General features: G+C 72.0%; 18 protein-coding genes and 1 pseudogene. 10 read left to right on the top strand and 9 right to left on the bottom strand.

The genetic code is table 11. The features are described from left to right. Positions 1-172 precede the first annotated feature (172 nt). The 4 genes from ACR5MH_RS08180 to ACR5MH_RS08165 all read left to right on the top strand — a co-directional run bounded on the left by ACR5MH_RS08180 (position 173) and on the right by ACR5MH_RS08165 (position 3611). On the top strand, positions 173-373 hold the full coding sequence (locus tag ACR5MH_RS08180) for a hypothetical protein (protein ID WP_431346789.1): 201 nt from the start codon (positions 173-175) through the stop codon (positions 371-373). Between the two features lie 37 nt (positions 374-410). Beyond that, the gene (locus ACR5MH_RS08175; RefSeq protein ID WP_431346788.1) at positions 411-995 is read left to right on the top strand and encodes a YdeI/OmpD-associated family protein; all 585 of its coding nucleotides are present in this window, start codon (positions 411-413) and stop codon (positions 993-995) included. 51 nt (positions 996-1046) lie between these two features. Continuing rightward, positions 1047-1661: a GNAT family N-acetyltransferase gene (locus tag ACR5MH_RS08170; protein WP_431346787.1), complete on the top strand. Its 615-nt coding sequence runs from the start codon at positions 1047-1049 to the stop codon at positions 1659-1661. A gap of 78 nt (positions 1662-1739) precedes the next feature. Continuing rightward, a complete protein-coding gene (locus tag ACR5MH_RS08165; RefSeq protein ID WP_433862486.1) occupies positions 1740-3611 on the top strand; it encodes an alkyl/aryl-sulfatase in 1872 nt (623 codons plus the stop codon). 135 nt (positions 3612-3746) lie between these two features. On the opposite strand, the gene ACR5MH_RS08160 is transcribed toward ACR5MH_RS08165, so the two are convergent. The 3 genes from ACR5MH_RS08160 to ACR5MH_RS08150 form a co-directional block, all read right to left on the bottom strand. Beyond that, positions 3747-4733 (bottom strand): tetratricopeptide repeat protein, encoded by a 987-nt coding sequence (locus tag ACR5MH_RS08160; RefSeq protein ID WP_431346785.1) that lies wholly within the window; start codon positions 4731-4733, stop codon positions 3747-3749. Continuing rightward, positions 4700-6514, bottom strand: coding sequence for a DUF4062 domain-containing protein (locus ACR5MH_RS08155; protein ID WP_431346784.1), 1815 nt, complete (start codon positions 6512-6514; stop codon positions 4700-4702). Before ACR5MH_RS08155 ends, ACR5MH_RS08160 begins: the two co-directional genes overlap by 34 nt. Positions 6515-6624: 110 nt before the next feature. Further along, positions 6625-7590, bottom strand: coding sequence for a DUF1996 domain-containing protein (locus tag ACR5MH_RS08150; protein ID WP_431346783.1), 966 nt, complete (start codon positions 7588-7590; stop codon positions 6625-6627). Positions 7591-7700: 110 nt separating this feature from the next. Between ACR5MH_RS08150 and ACR5MH_RS08145 the strand changes: the two genes are divergently transcribed. Genes ACR5MH_RS08145 through ACR5MH_RS08130 form a run of 4 tightly spaced genes read left to right on the top strand, consistent with a single transcriptional unit; the run spans position 7701 to position 10535 of the window. Beyond that, entirely contained in the window at positions 7701-8387 is a 687-nt protein-coding gene (locus ACR5MH_RS08145; protein ID WP_431346782.1) for a response regulator transcription factor, read from the top strand. Between the two features lie 5 nt (positions 8388-8392). Continuing rightward, a complete protein-coding gene (locus ACR5MH_RS08140; protein ID WP_431346781.1) occupies positions 8393-9745 on the top strand; it encodes a sensor histidine kinase in 1353 nt (450 codons plus the stop codon). Between the two features lie 35 nt (positions 9746-9780). Then, the gene (locus ACR5MH_RS08135; protein WP_431346780.1) at positions 9781-10206 is read left to right on the top strand and encodes a hypothetical protein; all 426 of its coding nucleotides are present in this window, start codon (positions 9781-9783) and stop codon (positions 10204-10206) included. Beyond that, the gene (locus ACR5MH_RS08130) at positions 10203-10535 is read left to right on the top strand and encodes a DUF5666 domain-containing protein (RefSeq protein WP_431346779.1); all 333 of its coding nucleotides are present in this window, start codon (positions 10203-10205) and stop codon (positions 10533-10535) included. Before ACR5MH_RS08135 ends, ACR5MH_RS08130 begins: the two co-directional genes overlap by 4 nt. A 217-nt stretch (positions 10536-10752) precedes the next feature. On the opposite strand, the gene ACR5MH_RS08125 is transcribed toward ACR5MH_RS08130, so the two are convergent. From ACR5MH_RS08125 to ACR5MH_RS08105, 5 genes are read right to left on the bottom strand one after another with little or no spacing between them, the layout of a single operon-like run. After that, positions 10753-11973, bottom strand: a complete 1221-nt coding sequence (locus tag ACR5MH_RS08125; protein WP_431346778.1) for an OmpA family protein — start codon at positions 11971-11973, stop codon at positions 10753-10755. Beyond that, the gene (locus ACR5MH_RS08120; protein WP_431346777.1) at positions 11940-12374 is read right to left on the bottom strand and encodes a hypothetical protein; all 435 of its coding nucleotides are present in this window, start codon (positions 12372-12374) and stop codon (positions 11940-11942) included. Before ACR5MH_RS08120 ends, ACR5MH_RS08125 begins: the two co-directional genes overlap by 34 nt. Continuing rightward, complete coding sequence (locus ACR5MH_RS08115) at positions 12374-12835, bottom strand: hypothetical protein (RefSeq protein WP_431346776.1); 462 nt, start codon at positions 12833-12835, stop codon at positions 12374-12376. Before ACR5MH_RS08115 ends, ACR5MH_RS08120 begins: the two co-directional genes overlap by 1 nt. Before the next feature lie 9 nt (positions 12836-12844). Next, positions 12845-13198, bottom strand: coding sequence for a hypothetical protein (locus ACR5MH_RS08110; protein ID WP_431346775.1), 354 nt, complete (start codon positions 13196-13198; stop codon positions 12845-12847). After that, the gene (locus tag ACR5MH_RS08105) at positions 13185-13895 is read right to left on the bottom strand and encodes a hypothetical protein (protein WP_431346774.1); all 711 of its coding nucleotides are present in this window, start codon (positions 13893-13895) and stop codon (positions 13185-13187) included. Before ACR5MH_RS08105 ends, ACR5MH_RS08110 begins: the two co-directional genes overlap by 14 nt. A gap of 129 nt (positions 13896-14024) precedes the next feature. On the opposite strand from ACR5MH_RS08105, the gene ACR5MH_RS08100 reads away from it, so the two are divergent. Next, positions 14025-14831: an ABC transporter ATP-binding protein gene (locus ACR5MH_RS08100; protein WP_433862485.1), complete on the top strand. Its 807-nt coding sequence runs from the start codon at positions 14025-14027 to the stop codon at positions 14829-14831. 154 nt (positions 14832-14985) lie between these two features. Here the strand turns inward: ACR5MH_RS08100 and ACR5MH_RS08095 are convergent. Next, positions 14986-15297: pseudogene (locus tag ACR5MH_RS08095) on the bottom strand (GNAT family N-acetyltransferase); the annotation flags it as partial. A 198-nt stretch (positions 15298-15495) separates the two neighbouring features. Here ACR5MH_RS08095 and ACR5MH_RS08090 point away from each other — a divergent pair. Further along, a complete protein-coding gene (locus ACR5MH_RS08090) occupies positions 15496-16272 on the top strand; it encodes an alpha/beta fold hydrolase (protein WP_431346772.1) in 777 nt (258 codons plus the stop codon). Positions 16273-16274 lie beyond the last annotated feature (2 nt).

Below are 16274 nucleotides of genomic sequence, written 5' to 3'. Positions count from 1 at the left end.
CCGCTCAGTCGGACCGGACGCGCTTGACGCACCCGTCCCACCTGCCACGAAGACCCGCATCAGCTCCACCGTCCTTGTGCTGTCTCCGCGCACACCCCTGCAGACGGGCGTGCGGGCGCGCGTGTGAGATCCGGGCTCCCCGACGCTGCGTCCACTCGCTACGCTGACGGCCATGAGCGAGAACGGGCGGGGCCGGGTGGTCGTCCAGTCGGCGCAGTGGGGGTTCTTCTTCTTCATCGCCTACATCGGCGCTGCGGTCTACTTCGTCTCGGTCTCCGACGGCTCGTTCTGGGGCGTCGTGCTCGGGCTGCTGCAGGCGATCGTCTGGCCGGCGTACGTCGTCTACCACGTGCTGGTGCTGCTGCACGCGTGAGGCGGCCGGTGTCGGCGGTGCGCTCTAGGGTGGCGGGATGACACCGCCTGCCACCGCCGAGCTGATCGTCGCCGACGCCGCCGCGTGGCGTGCGTGGCTCGACGCCAACGAGAGCGCCTCGGACGGCGTGTGGTTGGTGCTCGCCAAGAAGGGGACGACCGACCCGACCTCCCTCAGCTACGCGCAAGCGGTGGACGAGGCGTTGTGCAGCGGATGGATCGACGGGCGGAAGCGCAGCCGCGACACGTCGACATTCGTCGAGCGGTTCACGCCGCGGCGCGCCGCGTCGCTGTGGTCGCAGCGCAACATCGGGCTCGTGGAGGCGCTGATCGCGGAGGGCCGGATGAGGGAGCGCGGTCACGCCGAGATCGAGCGCGCCAAGGCGGACGGCCGCTGGGAGCGCGCGTACGCGCCGTCGAGCACCGCGGAGGTCCCCGAAGACCTCGCGGCTGCGCTCGAGGTCTCTGCGGTGGCCGCCGCGACCTTCGCGACGCTCAACGCGGCGAACCGCTACGCGGTCATCCACCGCATCGTCACGGCCCCAAGCGCGCCCAGCCGCGGCAACCGCCTCGCCAAGCTGATCGGGATGCTGGAGGCGGGGGAGACACCGCATCCGCAGTGACTCCTGAGCGCCGGCCTCCCCGTTGTCGGCGGCCGCCGTTACAGTGCCGGTATGAACGGACGCACCGCCCGCGCGGCCGACGTGGACGCGGTCGCCACGACCATCGCGCTCGCGTTCCGAGACGACCCGGTGTGGGGTCCCGCGCTCGTCTCCGCGGACGGCGGCACCGGCCACCTCCTCCCGTTCTGGCGGTTCTTCGTGGAGGGCGCGGTCGGCCACGGGAACGTCTCGGTCCTCGACGGACCGGGCGGGGAGATCGCCACCGTCGCCGTGTGGCTGCCGCCGGACGTGGAGGAGCTCACCCCTGAGCAGGAGCGCGACCTCGATGCGCTCCTGGTCGCGACGCTGTCGCCGGAGCGGTACGCCGCGTACGAACAGCTCTATGCGCTGTTCGACGACGCCCACCCGCACGGGACCGCCCACATGTACCTGAGCCTTCTGGCGACGCATCCCGCCCATCGCGGGCAGGGGATCGGGCAGCGACTGCTCGCGGAGGACCTCGCCCGGTTCGACGCGGACTGGCTCCCCGCCTACCTCGAGTCGACCAACCCGGCGAACGACCACCGTTACGTGCGCGCCGGCTTCCGGCCGGTGGGCCGCTTCCGCGCGGTGATCGACGACGCTCCCGTCACGACGATGTGGCGCGATCCGGCGGAGAGGGGCTAGACGCCTCGGGCGTCCCTGAGGAAACCTCGGCGGTAACGGTGCGCACCGTGTGCCGCACGGCCCCGAGGGAGAGACCCCATGAAGCAGAACGATCCGACCGCCTCGATCGCCGACGCCAACCGGGTGCTCCACGACACGCTGCCGTTCGACGACACGGACGACTTCGCCGACGCCGACCGCGGTTTCCTCGGCACCCTCGAGGAACCCGTGATCCGCGACGCCGACGGCACCGCGGTCTGGGACGCCGCGGCGTACGACTTCGTCGACGGGGACGCACCCGCCACGGTCAACCCGAGCCTGTGGCGGCAGTCGAGACTGGTCGCCAAGCACGGTCTCTACGAGGTGGTCGAGGGCGTGTATCAGGCGCGCGGGTTCGACCTGTCGGTCATGTCGTTCATCGAGTCGGACACCGGCGTGATCGTCGTGGACCCGCTCATCTCGAAGGAGACCGCCGAGGCCGCGCTCGGTCTGTACCGCGCCCACCGCGGCGACCGCCCCCTGGTGGCGGTGATCTTCACGCACAGCCACATCGACCACTTCGGCGGTGTGCTCGGCGTGGTGGAGGCCGCCGACCTGGAGGGCAGGAAGGTCCAGATCGTGGCCCCGGAGGGCTTCCTGGGCCACGCCATCTCCGAGAACGTCTACGCCGGCACCGCGATGGGCCGCCGCGCAGGCTACATGTACGGCGCGGCGCTCGACAAGGGACCCGCGGGGCAGGTGGGCGCCGGCCTCGGGCAGACGACCTCCACCGGCGTGCCCGGCGTCCTCGTCCCGACCGTCGACATCCGGGAGACCGGCCAGACACTCACCGTCGACGGCGTCGACATCGAATTCCAGCTTGCGCCGGGCACCGAGGCCCCGGCGGAGATGCACTTCTACCTGCCGCGCTACCGCGCCCTGTGCATGGCCGAGAACGCGACCCACACCCTCCACAACCTCCTCACGCTGCGCGGGGCACTCGTGCGCGACCCGCACATCTGGTCGGCCTACCTGACCGAGGCGATCGAGCGCTTCGCCGACCGGTCGGACGTGCTGTTCGCCTCCCACCACTGGCCGACGTGGGGAAGCGGCCGCATCCGGCACTTCCTCGGCGTGCAGCGCGACCTCTACGGCTACCTGCACGACCAGACGCTGCGCGGCATCAACCGGGGCTTCACGGGAGCGGAGATCGCGGAGGACTTCGCGCTGCCGCCGGCGCTCGTCGCCGAGTGGAGCACGCACGGCTACTACGGGTCGGTGTCGCACAACGTGAAGGCGGTCTACCAGCGTTACATGGGCTGGTTCGACGGCAACCCCGCACGGCTCTGGCCGCACCCGCCGCAGGCGCTCGCTGAGCGGTACGTCGCGGCGATCGGCGGCGTGGATCGGGTGGTGGAACTCGCGCAGCAGGCGTACGACGCGGGCGACTTCCGCTGGGCCGCGACACTGCTCGACCACGCGGTGTTCGCCTCGCCGGCGCACGAGACGGCCACGGCGCTCTACGCCGACACCCTGGAACAGCTCGCGTACGGTTCGGAGAACGGCACGTGGCGCAATTTCTTCCTCTCCGGGGCGAGGGAGCTGCGCGAAGGCAACTTCGGCACCCCGACCGCGACGGCGTCGCCGGCCATCCTCATCCAGCTCTCGCCGGAACAGCTCTTCGACTCGGTCGCGATCCGCGTCGACGGTCCGCGCGCGTGGGAACTCGACCTGGTGTTCGACATCACGCTGACCGACCTGGGCCGCAGTTTCCACCTCACCCTGCGCAACGGGGTCTTCGTGTACGTGGAGCGCGAGCCGTCGGGTGAGGCGCCGCTGCACCTCACGCTGACGAAGCCGCGACTGCTGCGGCTGGTGGGCGGCGACACCGAGTCGGACGGGCTGACGGTGGAGGGCGACCTCGGGGTGCTGACGCAGTTGGTCGGCGTTCTGGATCAGGGGGATCCCGATTTCGACATCGTGCTGCCGTAGACGCAGCGACCCCGCGTCGGTGGTGCGGGGCACCAGCGGCCGAGTCGCACTGATCCGAGTCGCTCCGCGCGCTCGGTTCTGCGACCCGATGGCGAGCGTTCCGGCGCGTCGTCCTCGGTCCTGCGCCGCCCGACGTCAGTGCTCGATCGCTCCGTCCTCTCGATCCTCCTCCGCGAACTCGCCGCGTCCCTGCGCCAGCGCCTCCGAGACCGCCTGCTCCACAGTGAGCTCGCGGCCGGCCGCGATGGCGGCGGCGACCTCGTCGCCATGCGGCCCGGAGAGCAGGTCGTCCAGGTAGCGCTGGTGGAACGTGAACGTCGGGCCGTTGAGGAGTCCGCTCCGCTCGCGAAGGGCCTGCGCCGCGCCGGCCAGTTCGCCCGCCCGCTCGTCGTCGTGCGAAAGCGCCGCGACCGCGACCATGCCCTCCAGGCCGTACGCGATGCCCTCCGGGTGCCCCACCGCCGCGGAGATCGTGACGCTCAGCGCGAAGTCCGACCGGGCCGCCGCCACGTCGCCGAGCATGAGCTCGGTCCAGCCGAGGTGGTACGACGCGATCCGCTGGCCCACGCGGTCGCCGGACCGGTTCGTGAGCGCGAGGCTCGTGGTGAAGTGGTCTTGCGCCTCCGCCGGGTCGCCCTCCCGCAGCGCGACGCGTCCGAGGAGCACCAGCGCCATCGACTCGCCCCACACGCTGCCGGTCGACCGGTAGAGGGCGAGCGCGGCCTCCATCACCCTCCGGGCGCGCACCGTGTCGGGCGTGTCGCCGGCGAGCAGGGCGAGGGCGAGCGAGATGGAGGCGATACCCTCGCCGTTCGGGTCGCCGGTCCGCCGGAAGAGCTCGATACTCTCGGCGAGGTCGGCGGCGACGCTGCCGTCCGGGTCCTTCCAGAACATGATGGTGCGGCTGAAGTAGAGCGCGACGGCGCGGGTGTGCGGTTCGAGTTCGTCGCCGGACGCCAGCGCCTCCTCCATCCAGGTGCGCACCTCGCCGAGGAGGCCGGTGACCCACCAGTACAGGTAGAGGCTGAAGGCGAGGCGCGCGGCGCGATCCCAGTCGTGGCCGTCGAGCAGGAACCGCTCGGCCGCCCTCAGGTTGTCGCGCTCGTCGCCGAGCCGCCGCATCCACCGACGCTGCCCGGCTCCACGGAGGTCGTCCTCGGCGTCGTCGCCGAGCGCGAGGAAGTAGCGCGCGTGGGCGTCGCGGGTCGCCGGCTGTTCGCCGTTCCGTGCGAGCTGCTCCCGTGCGTACTCGCGGACGATCGCCTGCATGGAGAACCGCGGCCGGTCGTCGCTGTCGTGCTGCCCCACCAGGCTGCTGTCGACGAGCGCGGCGAGGTTCTCGAGGACGTCGGCGGCGGAGCCGGAACCGGAGTCGCCGAAGCCGCTTGTCTCGGCGCTGGTGCGGTCGCTCGTGCCGGGGCCGGCGCGGCCGCTCGCGGGACTGCCGGGGTCGGTGCTGGGGTGGTTGTCGGGGACGACGCCGTTGCCTCCGCCGCGCCATTCCGCGCTCGCCGCCCCCACGAACTCCGCGGCCTCCAGGGTGAAGCCGCCCTCGAAGACCCCCAGCCGGGCGAGCAGTTTCCGCTGATCGCTGTCGAGGAGCTGCGTGCTCCACTCGATCGTCCGCCGGATGGTCTGCTGCCGGGCCGGGAGGTCCCGCGGGCCACCGACCAGCACGGACAGTCGCCGGTCGAGCCGGTCCAGCAGTTCGGAGGGGAGAGCACCCGCACGCGTGCCGCTGCCAGCTCGATCGCGAGAGGCACCCCGTCGAGTGCCTCGCAGACCCGCTCGACGTCCTCCTCGTTGTCGGCCGTGATCTCGAAGTCCGGCTTCACGGCGTGGGCGCGCTGGACGAAGAGGTCGACCGCCTGCTCGTCGGCGAGCGGCTCGACGTCGTAGCTCTGCTCGCTGCTGATCCGCAGCAGCACACGGCTGGTGACCAGGATCGCGAGCTCGGGCGCCTCCGCGAGCAGGGTGGTGAGGACGGGAGCGGCCTCCACCACCTGCTCGAAGTTGTCGAGCACGAGCAGGAGACTGCGCTCGCGCAGCGCGGTCGCCAGGTTCTCGGTGATGGGCGCGTCTCCGGTGTCGCGGACGCCCAGGGACTGCGCGATGCGGCTGGGCACGCGTTCTGGGTCGTGGACGGCGGACAGATCGACGAACACGGAGCCGTCCTCGAAGTCCGGCGCCGACGAGCGGGCTGCTGCGATCGCCAGCCGGCTCTTCCCGATCCCGCCCGGACCGACCAGCGTCACGAACCGGGTCCCGGCGGCGAGCATCCCGCGGATGGCGGCGATGTCGCGTTGACGCCCGACCAGCCCCGTGAGCGGGACCGGCAAGCGAACGGGATCCGCCACGGCCGGATCCGGCCCCGACCGCACGATGGCCGCGCGCGACGACTCCTGCTCGTCGAAGGTCAGGGGCCTGCTCTGATCGAACCGCTCGGCGAGGAGGATGGCGAGATCCGCCTCGATCAGCCGGGCCAACTCCTTGGAGGTCTCGAAGTACTTGTAGGCGGCCCGATCGTCGTCGCGGATCCGGTTGAGCAAACCGCTGAGCCGCTCATCGCGGTGGTCGGACGCCTTCACGTACAGCAACCGCGGCACGTCGTCGGGGCAGAGGTTGTACTCGTCTTCGAGCCCCGAGACCTGCTCGTCGGGCGCCACCCAGCCGTAGCGTTCCCAGTACAGCCCGAGGAAGACGTCGGACTGCTGGAGGTACGAACGATAGAGCTCCCGAGGCGGATGCGGCCGCGCGCCGAGCTCGAACATGACGGGAGCGAGGTGCAGCCGCTCGATGGCCGTCCGGGCGGCACGGCGCTCCGCCGCAAGCTCCTGCAGAGTGGACGAGACGAAGATGCGTAATCGCTGATCGGGAGTCCGGATTACATGAGGGTGGCTCATGTTATGTCATTGTGTTGCGTTCGTATGGAAATGTACAGGGAGTCGAGCGAACGAATTCTGGGCCGCCTCACACCTCCTGACCCCCTTCCTCGTTACGAGTCCCGACTGGCCTACCCCTTTCGCACCGTGACCTTCCCGCCCTGCGGTGTCGCGTCCGTACCCTTCACCGGACCACATCGCACCTGCGCCGTGTCGCAGGCGGCCACGTCGGCGTCCATCCTGCTCTGCTGCCAGCCGCTCACGAAGTCGGCGTGACCGGTGACCGGCGCCCCCTGCGTCTGCGGCCCGGTCGAGAGAGTGATCCCTGCACCGCTCGAGCTGGGATATGTGACGTGCAGCACGATCTGCGGGATGTGCACGGGATGCGATGCCGGGCACCCTGTGCTCGTGGCATAGACCGCGCCGGAGCGATCGCGGCCGTCCATCGTGTGGCCGTCCCAGCAGTTCGGGAAGGTGATGACGAGCCGGAGCTGCGAGCCGGACGGGCAGTCGTGCGGCAGCGACCCCCTCCCCGGTCGAGGGTTCGAGGCCGTCGTGGTGCAGGTCCAGTCGATGATCGAGGTGCTCTGCGGGGTCGTCGCCGTCTCGTCGCCGGCGATCAGGCTGATGCCCTCCGGCATGGTGCGCGTGGATGACGCGATGCCGGCCGGGGTGCGCCAGTAGAGCAGCGTGCGCTGCGGCACGAGTGCTGTGCCGTTCTGGTAGACGACGGGCGTCCAGTACGCCGACGCGTCGGCAGACGTCGAACACGTCGTCGAGCCGGCTCGGAGCGTCGCCGCGGTGGAAGAGGCGTTCACCGCGGGGTTGCCGTAGAAGTCGTGCTGCATCGACCTCCCCATCATGCCCGGCATCATGATCGGATCGTTCGGCGCGGTCGTGGACCGCGTGCACGTGTCGGTGAAGATGCCCGGATTGGAGCCGCCGGAGGGGAAGCCGGTCGTGTCGACGCGGGGAGGCGGGGCCGAGGACGCGACAGCCGCAGCCGTCGCCGCCGCGGTGCCGGCTGCGAGCACGAGCGCTGCGACGAACGCGATCAGCAGCGCGATCGGGCTGCGGAGGCGGGTGGAAGTGGACATGGACAGAGTCAACGCGCGGAGTGTTCAGGCTGTGAGAGAGGAATGTAAGGAAACGGTAAGGGCGCGGAGAAACAGCCGTGTGGAGTCGCGCGACCAGGGAAGATGGTCAGGTGAGTGAGGACAGAGGGCTGGTGCTCGTCGTGGAGGACGAGGCCTCCATCGTCGAGCTGGAACGGCTGTACCTGTCCGGCGCGGGGTTCGGGGTGCACGTCGAGTCCAACGGGCGGGAGGCCCTGGCCGCGGTCGAGCGGCTGCGGCCGGCGGCCATCGTGCTCGACGTGGGGATCCCGGGCCTCGACGGCATCGAGGTCTGCCGCGCCCTGCGAGCGCGCGACGACTGGACCCCCGTCATCTTCGTGACCGCGCGCGACGACGAGGTCGATCGCGTGGTGGGCCTCGAGTTGGGCGCCGACGACTATCTCACCAAGCCCTTCTCGCCGCGCGAGCTCGTGGCGCGCGTCAAGGGGATGGTGCGGCGTGCGGCGGGGCCGATCGCGGCCCCCACCCGCACGGTGGGCGGCGTGCACATCGACGGCGCGCGACGGCGGGTGGAGACCGCGGCAGGCAGAGTGGAGCTGACGGCTACCGAGTTCGACCTCCTCGACCGGCTGATGAGCCAGCCCGGACGCGTGTTCACCCGTGAACAACTGCTGTCGTCGGTGTGGGGAGTCGCGAACTACAGCAGCAGTCGCACCGTCGACGTGCACATCGCGCAGCTGCGCCTCAAGCTCGGCGACGCCGCGCGGATCGTCCGCACGGTCCGCGGAGTCGGTTACAGCGTGGCGGACGAGGGCTGAGCGGCGTGGCGAAACGCAGGCGGCTGCTCGGTTCGCTGAGCGCCCGATTCGTTCTGGTCACCTTCGCCGTGGCCCTCATCGCCGTGCTGGTGACGGCGTTGGTCGCAGTCCAGGTGGTGCAGACGGTGGAGCAGAACCAGGCGCGTCAGCAGCTCAAGGCGCAGGCGACGGCGCTGGTCGCCTCCGGACGTGCGGCTGAAGGTCGGGTCGGCGTGGTCGGCGATCGATTCGCCGTCATCTCACCGGACGGCACGGTCACCGGATCGGCACGCGGCTCCATCAGCGAGGAGGTGGTGCGGAAACTGCAGGACGGCAAGGCGGTCTCGGCGAACACGACGCTGAACGGCAAGGACGCGGTGCTCGTGGGCATCCCCGGTCCGAACGGCGGCGGGATCGTCGGCGTGCGCAAGGTGGCGGACATCGCGGCGGGCGACGCGGATCTGCTGCGCGGCATCCTGCTCGCGCTCGCGATCGGCCTCGCGGCCGCCACCGTGGCGGGTGTGCTCCTCGCGCGCCTCCTCGCCCGTCCGCTCCGTCGGCTGGCCGACGTCGCGCGGGCTCTCGCCGGGGGTTGGCGCGACGTTCGGATCGAGCCCCAGTCGGTCGCCGAGATCGACGACATCGCTCAGGCGCTGGGCACGCTCGACTCCGCGCTCGCGACCAGCGAGGACCGCCAGCGAGAGTTCCTGCTCTCCGTCTCGCACGAGATCCGCACACCGCTCACGGCGATCCGTGGCTACGCCGAGGCGCTGGCGGACGGCGTCATCCCGCCGGCGGATGTGGCGGAGGCCGGGCGGACGCTCTCCGCGGAATCCGAGCGGCTGCGGAGGTTCCTCGACGATCTCCTGGAGCTCGCCCGGCTGGAGGCCGACGAGTTCACGATCACGAAGACGCATTTCGATGCCCGTGACACGGTCGGCGCTGTTGTGCGGGCGTGGGCGGGTGCCGCCGGAGGAGCGGAGGTGGCGTTGCGCGCAGCGCTGCCGGACGACCCGATCCCGGTCCACACCGACGAGATGCGGCTGCGACAGGTCCTGGACGGACTCGTGGAGAACGCTCTGCGGGTTGCGCCGGCCGGCACGGAGATCGTCATCGTGGGAGGCCTGTCCCCGCAGCGGGTGGTCGAGCTCGCGGTCCGTGACCGCGGGCCCGGGCTGAGCGCGGAGGACACCGCTGTCGCGTTCGACCGCGGAGCGCTCCATGCCCGCTATCGGGGTGCCCGGCCGGTCGGAACGGGCCTCGGCCTGTCGATCGCGCGGGCGCTCGTCGGCCGGCTGGGCGGCTGGATCAACGTGTCCGCAGTGGAGGGCGGCGGCACCGAATTCCGGGTGGCTTTACCTTCCTCTGACATTCCGTGAGCATCGCCCTGATCTACGCCTGTCAGCGTTGAGGCATGAACACGAATGACGCCGAGAACGACGCCGAAAGCGTCACGGGGAATGATGCTGACGACGCTGCGAGGGGAGTCGGGAGCGAGCCGGACAGCGGCCGGGAGCTTCCGACAGAACCGCTGCCTTGGTGGGTGGAGGCGCACGGCGGCGTTGTGGGAGACACCGTGCCGTTGGGGTCGGTGGACGCGCGTCAGGCTGCGATGCCGGGCGCTGTTCCGGCAGGCGCTGCGAGCGTGACCACCGCCGGCCGGGCGGTCACGGATTCGATGAAGTCGGGTGAACCGGATCGCACGTCGTTCCTGCGTCGGCACGCGGTCGCGCTTTCGATCGCTGCGGCAGCGCTCGCGATCGTGGTGGTCGCAGGCGGGACGGCCTGGGGCGTCTCTGCGGCCGTCGCGGGGGAGGCTCCGCCGCGCCCGCGGCGATGAACACGGCGGTGCACGCCGAGAAGGGCGGCGCCGGCAGCGCGAAGCAGAAGCGCTCTCACGGCACAGTCGGAACCCTGACGGCCATCTCCGGCGGCACGTGGACGATCCAGTCCGCCGCCGGCGCGACGGTCACGGTCACCGTCGGGTCCAGGACCACGTTCGGCACAGCGAAGAAGCCGGCCACCGCGTCGTCGTTCGCGGTCGGCGACCGCATCGGCGTGATCGGTGCTCGCAGTGGCGACTCCGTCTCGGCGACGCGCATCGTCCACCTCGCGGCGGCGGCGAAGAAAGGCACGACGGCGACCGCGGCTCCGACACCGAGCACCTGACGGGATCGTGCCTGGTTCGCGCCTCGCGATGGACTCGCTCCGTGGCCGTCGGGACGGCGAGGAGCGGCGCGGGTGTCAGCCCGCGTCGACTGAGCCAGCCTCGGCGGGGAAAGGCGGTGGAGGAGGTGGTGGGGAAAGGCGGGGGGAAGGCGGCGGGGAAAGGCGGTGGGGAATATTCGTGGGGGATGTTAGTGAGGGGAGCCAGTGAGTCGGCCGCTCAGCCGCACAGCGACACACCGGGGGAGGTGAGGATGACGGAGCGGTTCTGTTCGGCGACGGCGTCGGAGTAGGAGCCGGATGCGTCCGTCTCGCTCTGCCAGCCGCACCACTGGAAGCCGACGCCGGCCGTCGTGAGCTTCGCCTCCGGCACGCCGAGCGACACCAGGGCGGCCTTCACGGCGTTCGCCCGGTGCAGCGACAGCGCGGTGTCGGCGGTGTTGCTCGTGGCCTGGTCCTTGGACGCGGTGCCGGTGACAGTGATCACGCCGCTGCTCTGTTCGATCGACGGCGCGAGTGCCGACAGGAGCTGCTGGGCTGCCGAGGGGTCGGAGAACGTCGCGGTGTCCTTGACGAAGTGGAGGTCGCTGTTGCGGATGACCACGGGGTGCGACCAGTCCGTTTTCGTCGCGACGGCCGCCACCGGGACCGGAGTCACGGCCGGCAGCCCGGTCGCGGCCGCGCCGGACGCGGGTTCGGGCAGCAGCGAGAGGGTCCCGCCCGCGGCCTTGATCACGGCGGTCCAGAGAGCGGTCAGGTTGCTGCGCGCAGGGACCGTGAGCGGCTGTTGTGCTCCAGCCGTGTCGCCCATGCCGGACCAGTAGACAGTGACGCCGGTGAGGTCGGTGGGAAGGAGGTTCCGTGAGCGCAGGTCGGAGACCACCTGCGCCGGGTCGGCATAGAGCAGGCCGCTACCGGCGAAGTTCAGAGGGTCTGCGGTCTGGATGCCGCTGCCGATCACGAGCACGCCGAGCGGATGGTCGCCGAGGTCACGGGCGGCCTGGCCGATCGCGCCGAGGAAGTCCACCTCCGGCGAGGCGGCTTTGAGGCCTGCAAGGTACGTGCCGATCTGGGTGAGCTTCGTGCGCTGGTCGTTCTGGCAGACGATCGCGTCCTGGGCGGTGGAACCCAGGGACGTGGTTCCCATCGTCTGCGGGGTCCCCGAGGGGATGACCACCGTCACGCTGCCGTTGGTGGTCCCGGCCGCCTTGAGCTGAGCGGTGGCGCTCGCGGGAACGACGACGGCGGGCGCGTTCGCGGTGCTCCCCGCGACGACGCCGAGGTTGCGCTTGTGCGACTGGTCGCAGGCCTGCCCGGCAGCGGTCGCCGACGTGCACGCGGCGAGACCTGCGCCCACGGCGAGCACTCCGGCGACGGCGACGAACGCGCGGATGGACCGGGCGCGCATCATCGCTCCAGCCCGGTGGTCGACGACGGCCACGTGGCCGCCGCCTCCTGCCCCGCCGCAGGCGCCGGTCCCGTGGCCTCGACCACGCGGCGGGCGCGGAGCTCACGGATGAGCTGGCTCGTGCTCTCCGGGTCCCGCTCGCGCTGGGCGAGGCTGGTGGCGAGGCGGGCGCGGATGACGTCCACCCGCGAGTGGAAGGTGACGCGGGCTCCCGTGTAACGGACGGCGTCGTGCGCGTCGAGCTGGGCCGCGTGGCGGGCGGCCTCCTCCGCCTTCACCGCTTCGGCGAGCAGCCGGTCGCGGTGGGTGCGGAGCTTCGCGACGTGCGCGTGCGCCTTCTCCGCGGCCGCCAGCAGCGGCCGGGTCGTCAGCCAGGCGACGACGAAGCTGATCGTCCCCGAGGTGGTGAGCACCCCGAGCATGAGGAAGGCCATCAGCGTGTCGGGTGCAGTCCACGAGAACCCGGGCGCGGTCGTCGTGCCGCCGCCGACCAGGCCGGTGAGGCCCCCGAGCTCGCCGCGTCCATGCCCGCCTTGATCCGCGCGACCGTGATCGCCGTCAGCAGCGCCGCCCAGACCAGCAGCAGAGCGACCGAAACCACGATCCAGCCCCGGGACATCACGCGCGCCTGCACCCGTCGCAGCAGGATCGCCGCCACGTGCGGCAACGAGACGACCGCGAGCGAGATCCCGAGCGTGATCACGTACATCTGCAGCCCGATCGAGCCGTACTGGCTGTCGTTCCGCAGCAGCAGCGTCAGAGCCTGCGCGAGCAGGAGGTAGTCGACGGCGAGCATGGCCAGCAGCAGCACGTAGACCAGGACGTGCGCGGCCGGCGACAGATGCCCGACGCTGGGGCGGACCCTCGGGGGCTTGGTGACGATGTCTCTCGGCATGCGGTCCTCCTAGGCGTAACTGTGCAGCTCGGGGTCGCCGCCGGCGAGCTTGGCGTCGAGGCGGGCGGCGTCCTGCTCGGCGCGGCGGATGTCGGCCTCGGTGCGCTCCAGCGCGTGCCGGATCAGCTCGACCCGGGACTGCGCCTCGGCCAGGCGGGCGGAGCACTCCGAGACATTGCGGGTGCGCTGACGTTCCAGGTCGGCGACCCCGACGCGCTCGAACGCGGCCAGCTCGTGCTCGAAGACCTCCAGCGTCTCGACGTCGACGGCGCCGCGCATCCGGCGCAGTCGCCAGAGCAGTCGCCGCCGCAGTCCCGCGGTGGAAGGGACCCGGTACTCGGTGGTCCGGTCACGTTGACGCATCGATGCTCCCCGGTTCGGTGGATGGTGGTGTGGCTGATGCGAACGGCTGCACCGAGCCCGCAGGATGCCAGCGCTCGACGGAGGTCTCCCGTCCGGCGAGCGAATCCGCGCGGCGCAACGCCGGCGCCCGGACGGGCGCAGGTCGCGGCGGCATCGCCCGCAGGTACGCGCCCCAGTAGACGGCGATCTTCTCGTCAGAACGATCGAAGTGACGCGTCGCGCGCAGCCGCGCGGCGGTGAAGCGGGCGTGGATCCGGGCGCCGAGCTCCTCCGTCCGGGCGTTGCGTGCGGCGATCCGGCGGCGCAGCCGGCGGAGCTCCTCGAAAGGGACCCCCTCGCCCTCCGCGATGCCGGCCGAGCCGCGGTCGGCCGGCGGCAGGGCGTCCAGCCGCTCGTCGTAGGCGTCGAGGTCGGCGGCGAGTGCGTGGGACAGCTCGTGCTGCTCGGCGAGATCGCGTCGGGAGCGGGCGAGGAAGCGCTGCTCCTCGCGGTGGGCGTACGCGTTCGCGCGGGCCTGGAGGGCGGCGACCGTGGGCGTCGGCTCGTCTCCGAGCGGTGCCCCCTCGGTCGTGTCCGGCACTCCGCGCCCAGCGGTCGCCTCTGCGCTGCGCGATCGCACAGCCTCCGCATCCCGGCGCGCCAGACGCTCCAGCCGGCGTCGGGCGAACGGTCCGACTCGGAGCAGTTGGGTCCCCATAGCGGGGGAGCGTACGAAGCGAGGCTGAGCGCTTCCTACGTTTCCGGTGACGAAGTGCCGTACGAGACCGAACCGTGACCTGTGGCCGGCCGGCGCGGGCCGACACGGCGGACAGGGCAGGATGGAGGGATGGAGACGGTGCTCGAACTTCGCGACGTGACCTTCCGCCGTGACGGCCGTCACATCCTGGAGGACATCGGGTTCGCCGTGCGCGCGGGGGAGCACTGGGCGCTGCTCGGCCCGAACGGCGCCGGGAAGAGCACGGTGCTCGGCTTCTGCGGTGCCGTCGCGTTCCCCACCTCGGGCACCGTCGACGTGCTCGGCCGACGGCTCGGACGGGTCGAGCTGCAGGAGCTACGCCGCCACATCGGCCACGTGAACCCGCGCCATCCGGTGCGCTCGCCGCTCACCGTGACGGAGGTCGTCCTCACCGGGATCACCGGGACGCTGGAGCCGCCGATGCGGTGGGAGCCGACCGCCGGGGAGGTCGCCCGCGCCCGCGACCTGATCCGCACGATCGGCCTCCACGACCGGCGCGACGCCCGCTGGCCCACCCTGTCGCAGGGTGAGCGCGGCCGTGCGCTGATCGCCCGGGCGCTCGTGTCCGAGCCGCGCCTCCTGCTGCTCGACGAGCCGACCACCGGGCTCGACGTCGCCGCGCGCGAGCAGCTCCTGGAGACGATCGACGGCCTGTCCGTCGCGGTCCCCGACCTCGCCAGCGTGCTGGTCACCCATCACCTGGAAGAGTTGCCGGAGACGACGTCGCACGCCCTTCTGCTGTCGCACGGGCGCATCGTCGCGGCCGGGCCGATCGCGCAGGCCGTCACGACCGCGACGGTGAGCGCGGCGTTCGAGCACCCGATCCGGGTGGAGCGTGAGCAGGGGCGCTGGAGTGCGCGGGCGGTGCGCGGCGAGCGCGTGGAGGTCGGGGAGTAGCCGGGCACGTGGAGTAGCCGGGCACGGGGAGGCCGGGCACGGGGTGGCCGGGCACGGGGTGGCCGGGCACGGGGTGGCCGGACACGGGTGGCTGGGCGCGGGCTGGCCGGGCACGGAGCGGCCGCGCAGAGGGCGACTGAGACCACCCCTCCGGTCACCGGAGCTCGAGCACCAACTCCTCCACCGGCCTCCCGGCGCCCGCCGCGTACGATGTCTCCCGCGCCGTCTCCACGAACCCGGCGCGCGCCAGCACCCGCTGCGAGCCGATGTTGGCTGCGGCGACGCGCGCGTGCAGCGGACGGGCCGGCTCGAGCGTCACGAGGAGCAGGAGCGCCGCGGTCGCGATGCCGTGACCCCAGAGCGGGCGGCGGATCCAGTAGGTGACCTCCCGGTCGCCGTCGAGGGTGAAGGCCGCGGCCGTTCCCGCGAAGCCGCCGTCGGCCTCCACGGCGCGAATCGTGATCGTCGGATCGCTGAGGTGGTGTCGCCACCGGGCGTCGAAGTCGGCGGTCGTCGGGGTCGGCGGCGGTGAACGCCGCCATCCGCACGGCCTCCGGGTCGCGCATCATCTCGAACGCGGCGTCGGCGTCGGCGTCGGACACCCGGCGCAGTCGCACATGCATGCCGCGATGCTAGCGGGTGGCGGCCGGTAGACTCACACGCCGTGCCCCCTCTCGCGACCGCCGACGACGGTGAGCCGATCGCGTTCGAGGAGCGCGGGAGCGGCGTCCCGCTGCTGCTCATCGCGGGACAGGCGACCGGGATGCACGGCTGGGGGCCGTTCGCGGACGCCCTCGCCGACGACTTCCGCGTGATCGTGTTCGACCACCGCGGCATCGGCGACAGCGGCGCGGGCGACCCGGCCGGGTACAGCACGCGGCAGTTCGCCGATGACGCGCTCGCCGTGCTCGACGAGGCGGGCGTGTCGGCCGCGCACGTGCTCGGGCACTCGATGGGCGGCCGCGTGGCGCAGTGGCTCGCGGCCGAGCATCCGTCCCGGGTCCGCCGGCTGGTGCTCATCGGCACGACGGCCAGCGACCGGGCCGGAGGCGCGCGCGACCGGCGCGACCCGGCCGTCGTCGGCGACCTGCTGAGCGGCGACCGGGAGCGGATGCTGCCGCTGTTCTTCGACGCGGACTGGGCGCGGGCGCACCCGGCGGAAGTGGACGGATTCTTCGATCGGGTCGCCTCGCGTGCCGCGCTGCGCGGGCACTTCGCCGCGAGCCGCGACCACGACGCCCGGGAGGCGCTCGGCCGCATCCGCGCGGAGACCCTGGTGATCCACGGCAGTGAGGACGCGCTCACCCCGGTGGCCCACGCGCGGCTGCTGGCCGAGGATATTCCGGACGCGCGGATGCTGGAGCTGGATGCGCGCCACGGGCTGCACCTGGACACCCCGGCGGTCCTGGACGCGGTCCGCGCTTTCCTCGCCCCCCGCTGATC

The sequence above is a fragment of the Streptomyces sp. L7 genome, from assembly GCF_050990935.1.
Taxonomy (GTDB): domain Bacteria; phylum Actinomycetota; class Actinomycetes; order Actinomycetales; family Microbacteriaceae; genus Leifsonia.
This window is presented reverse-complemented; position numbering and strand designations above follow the sequence as displayed.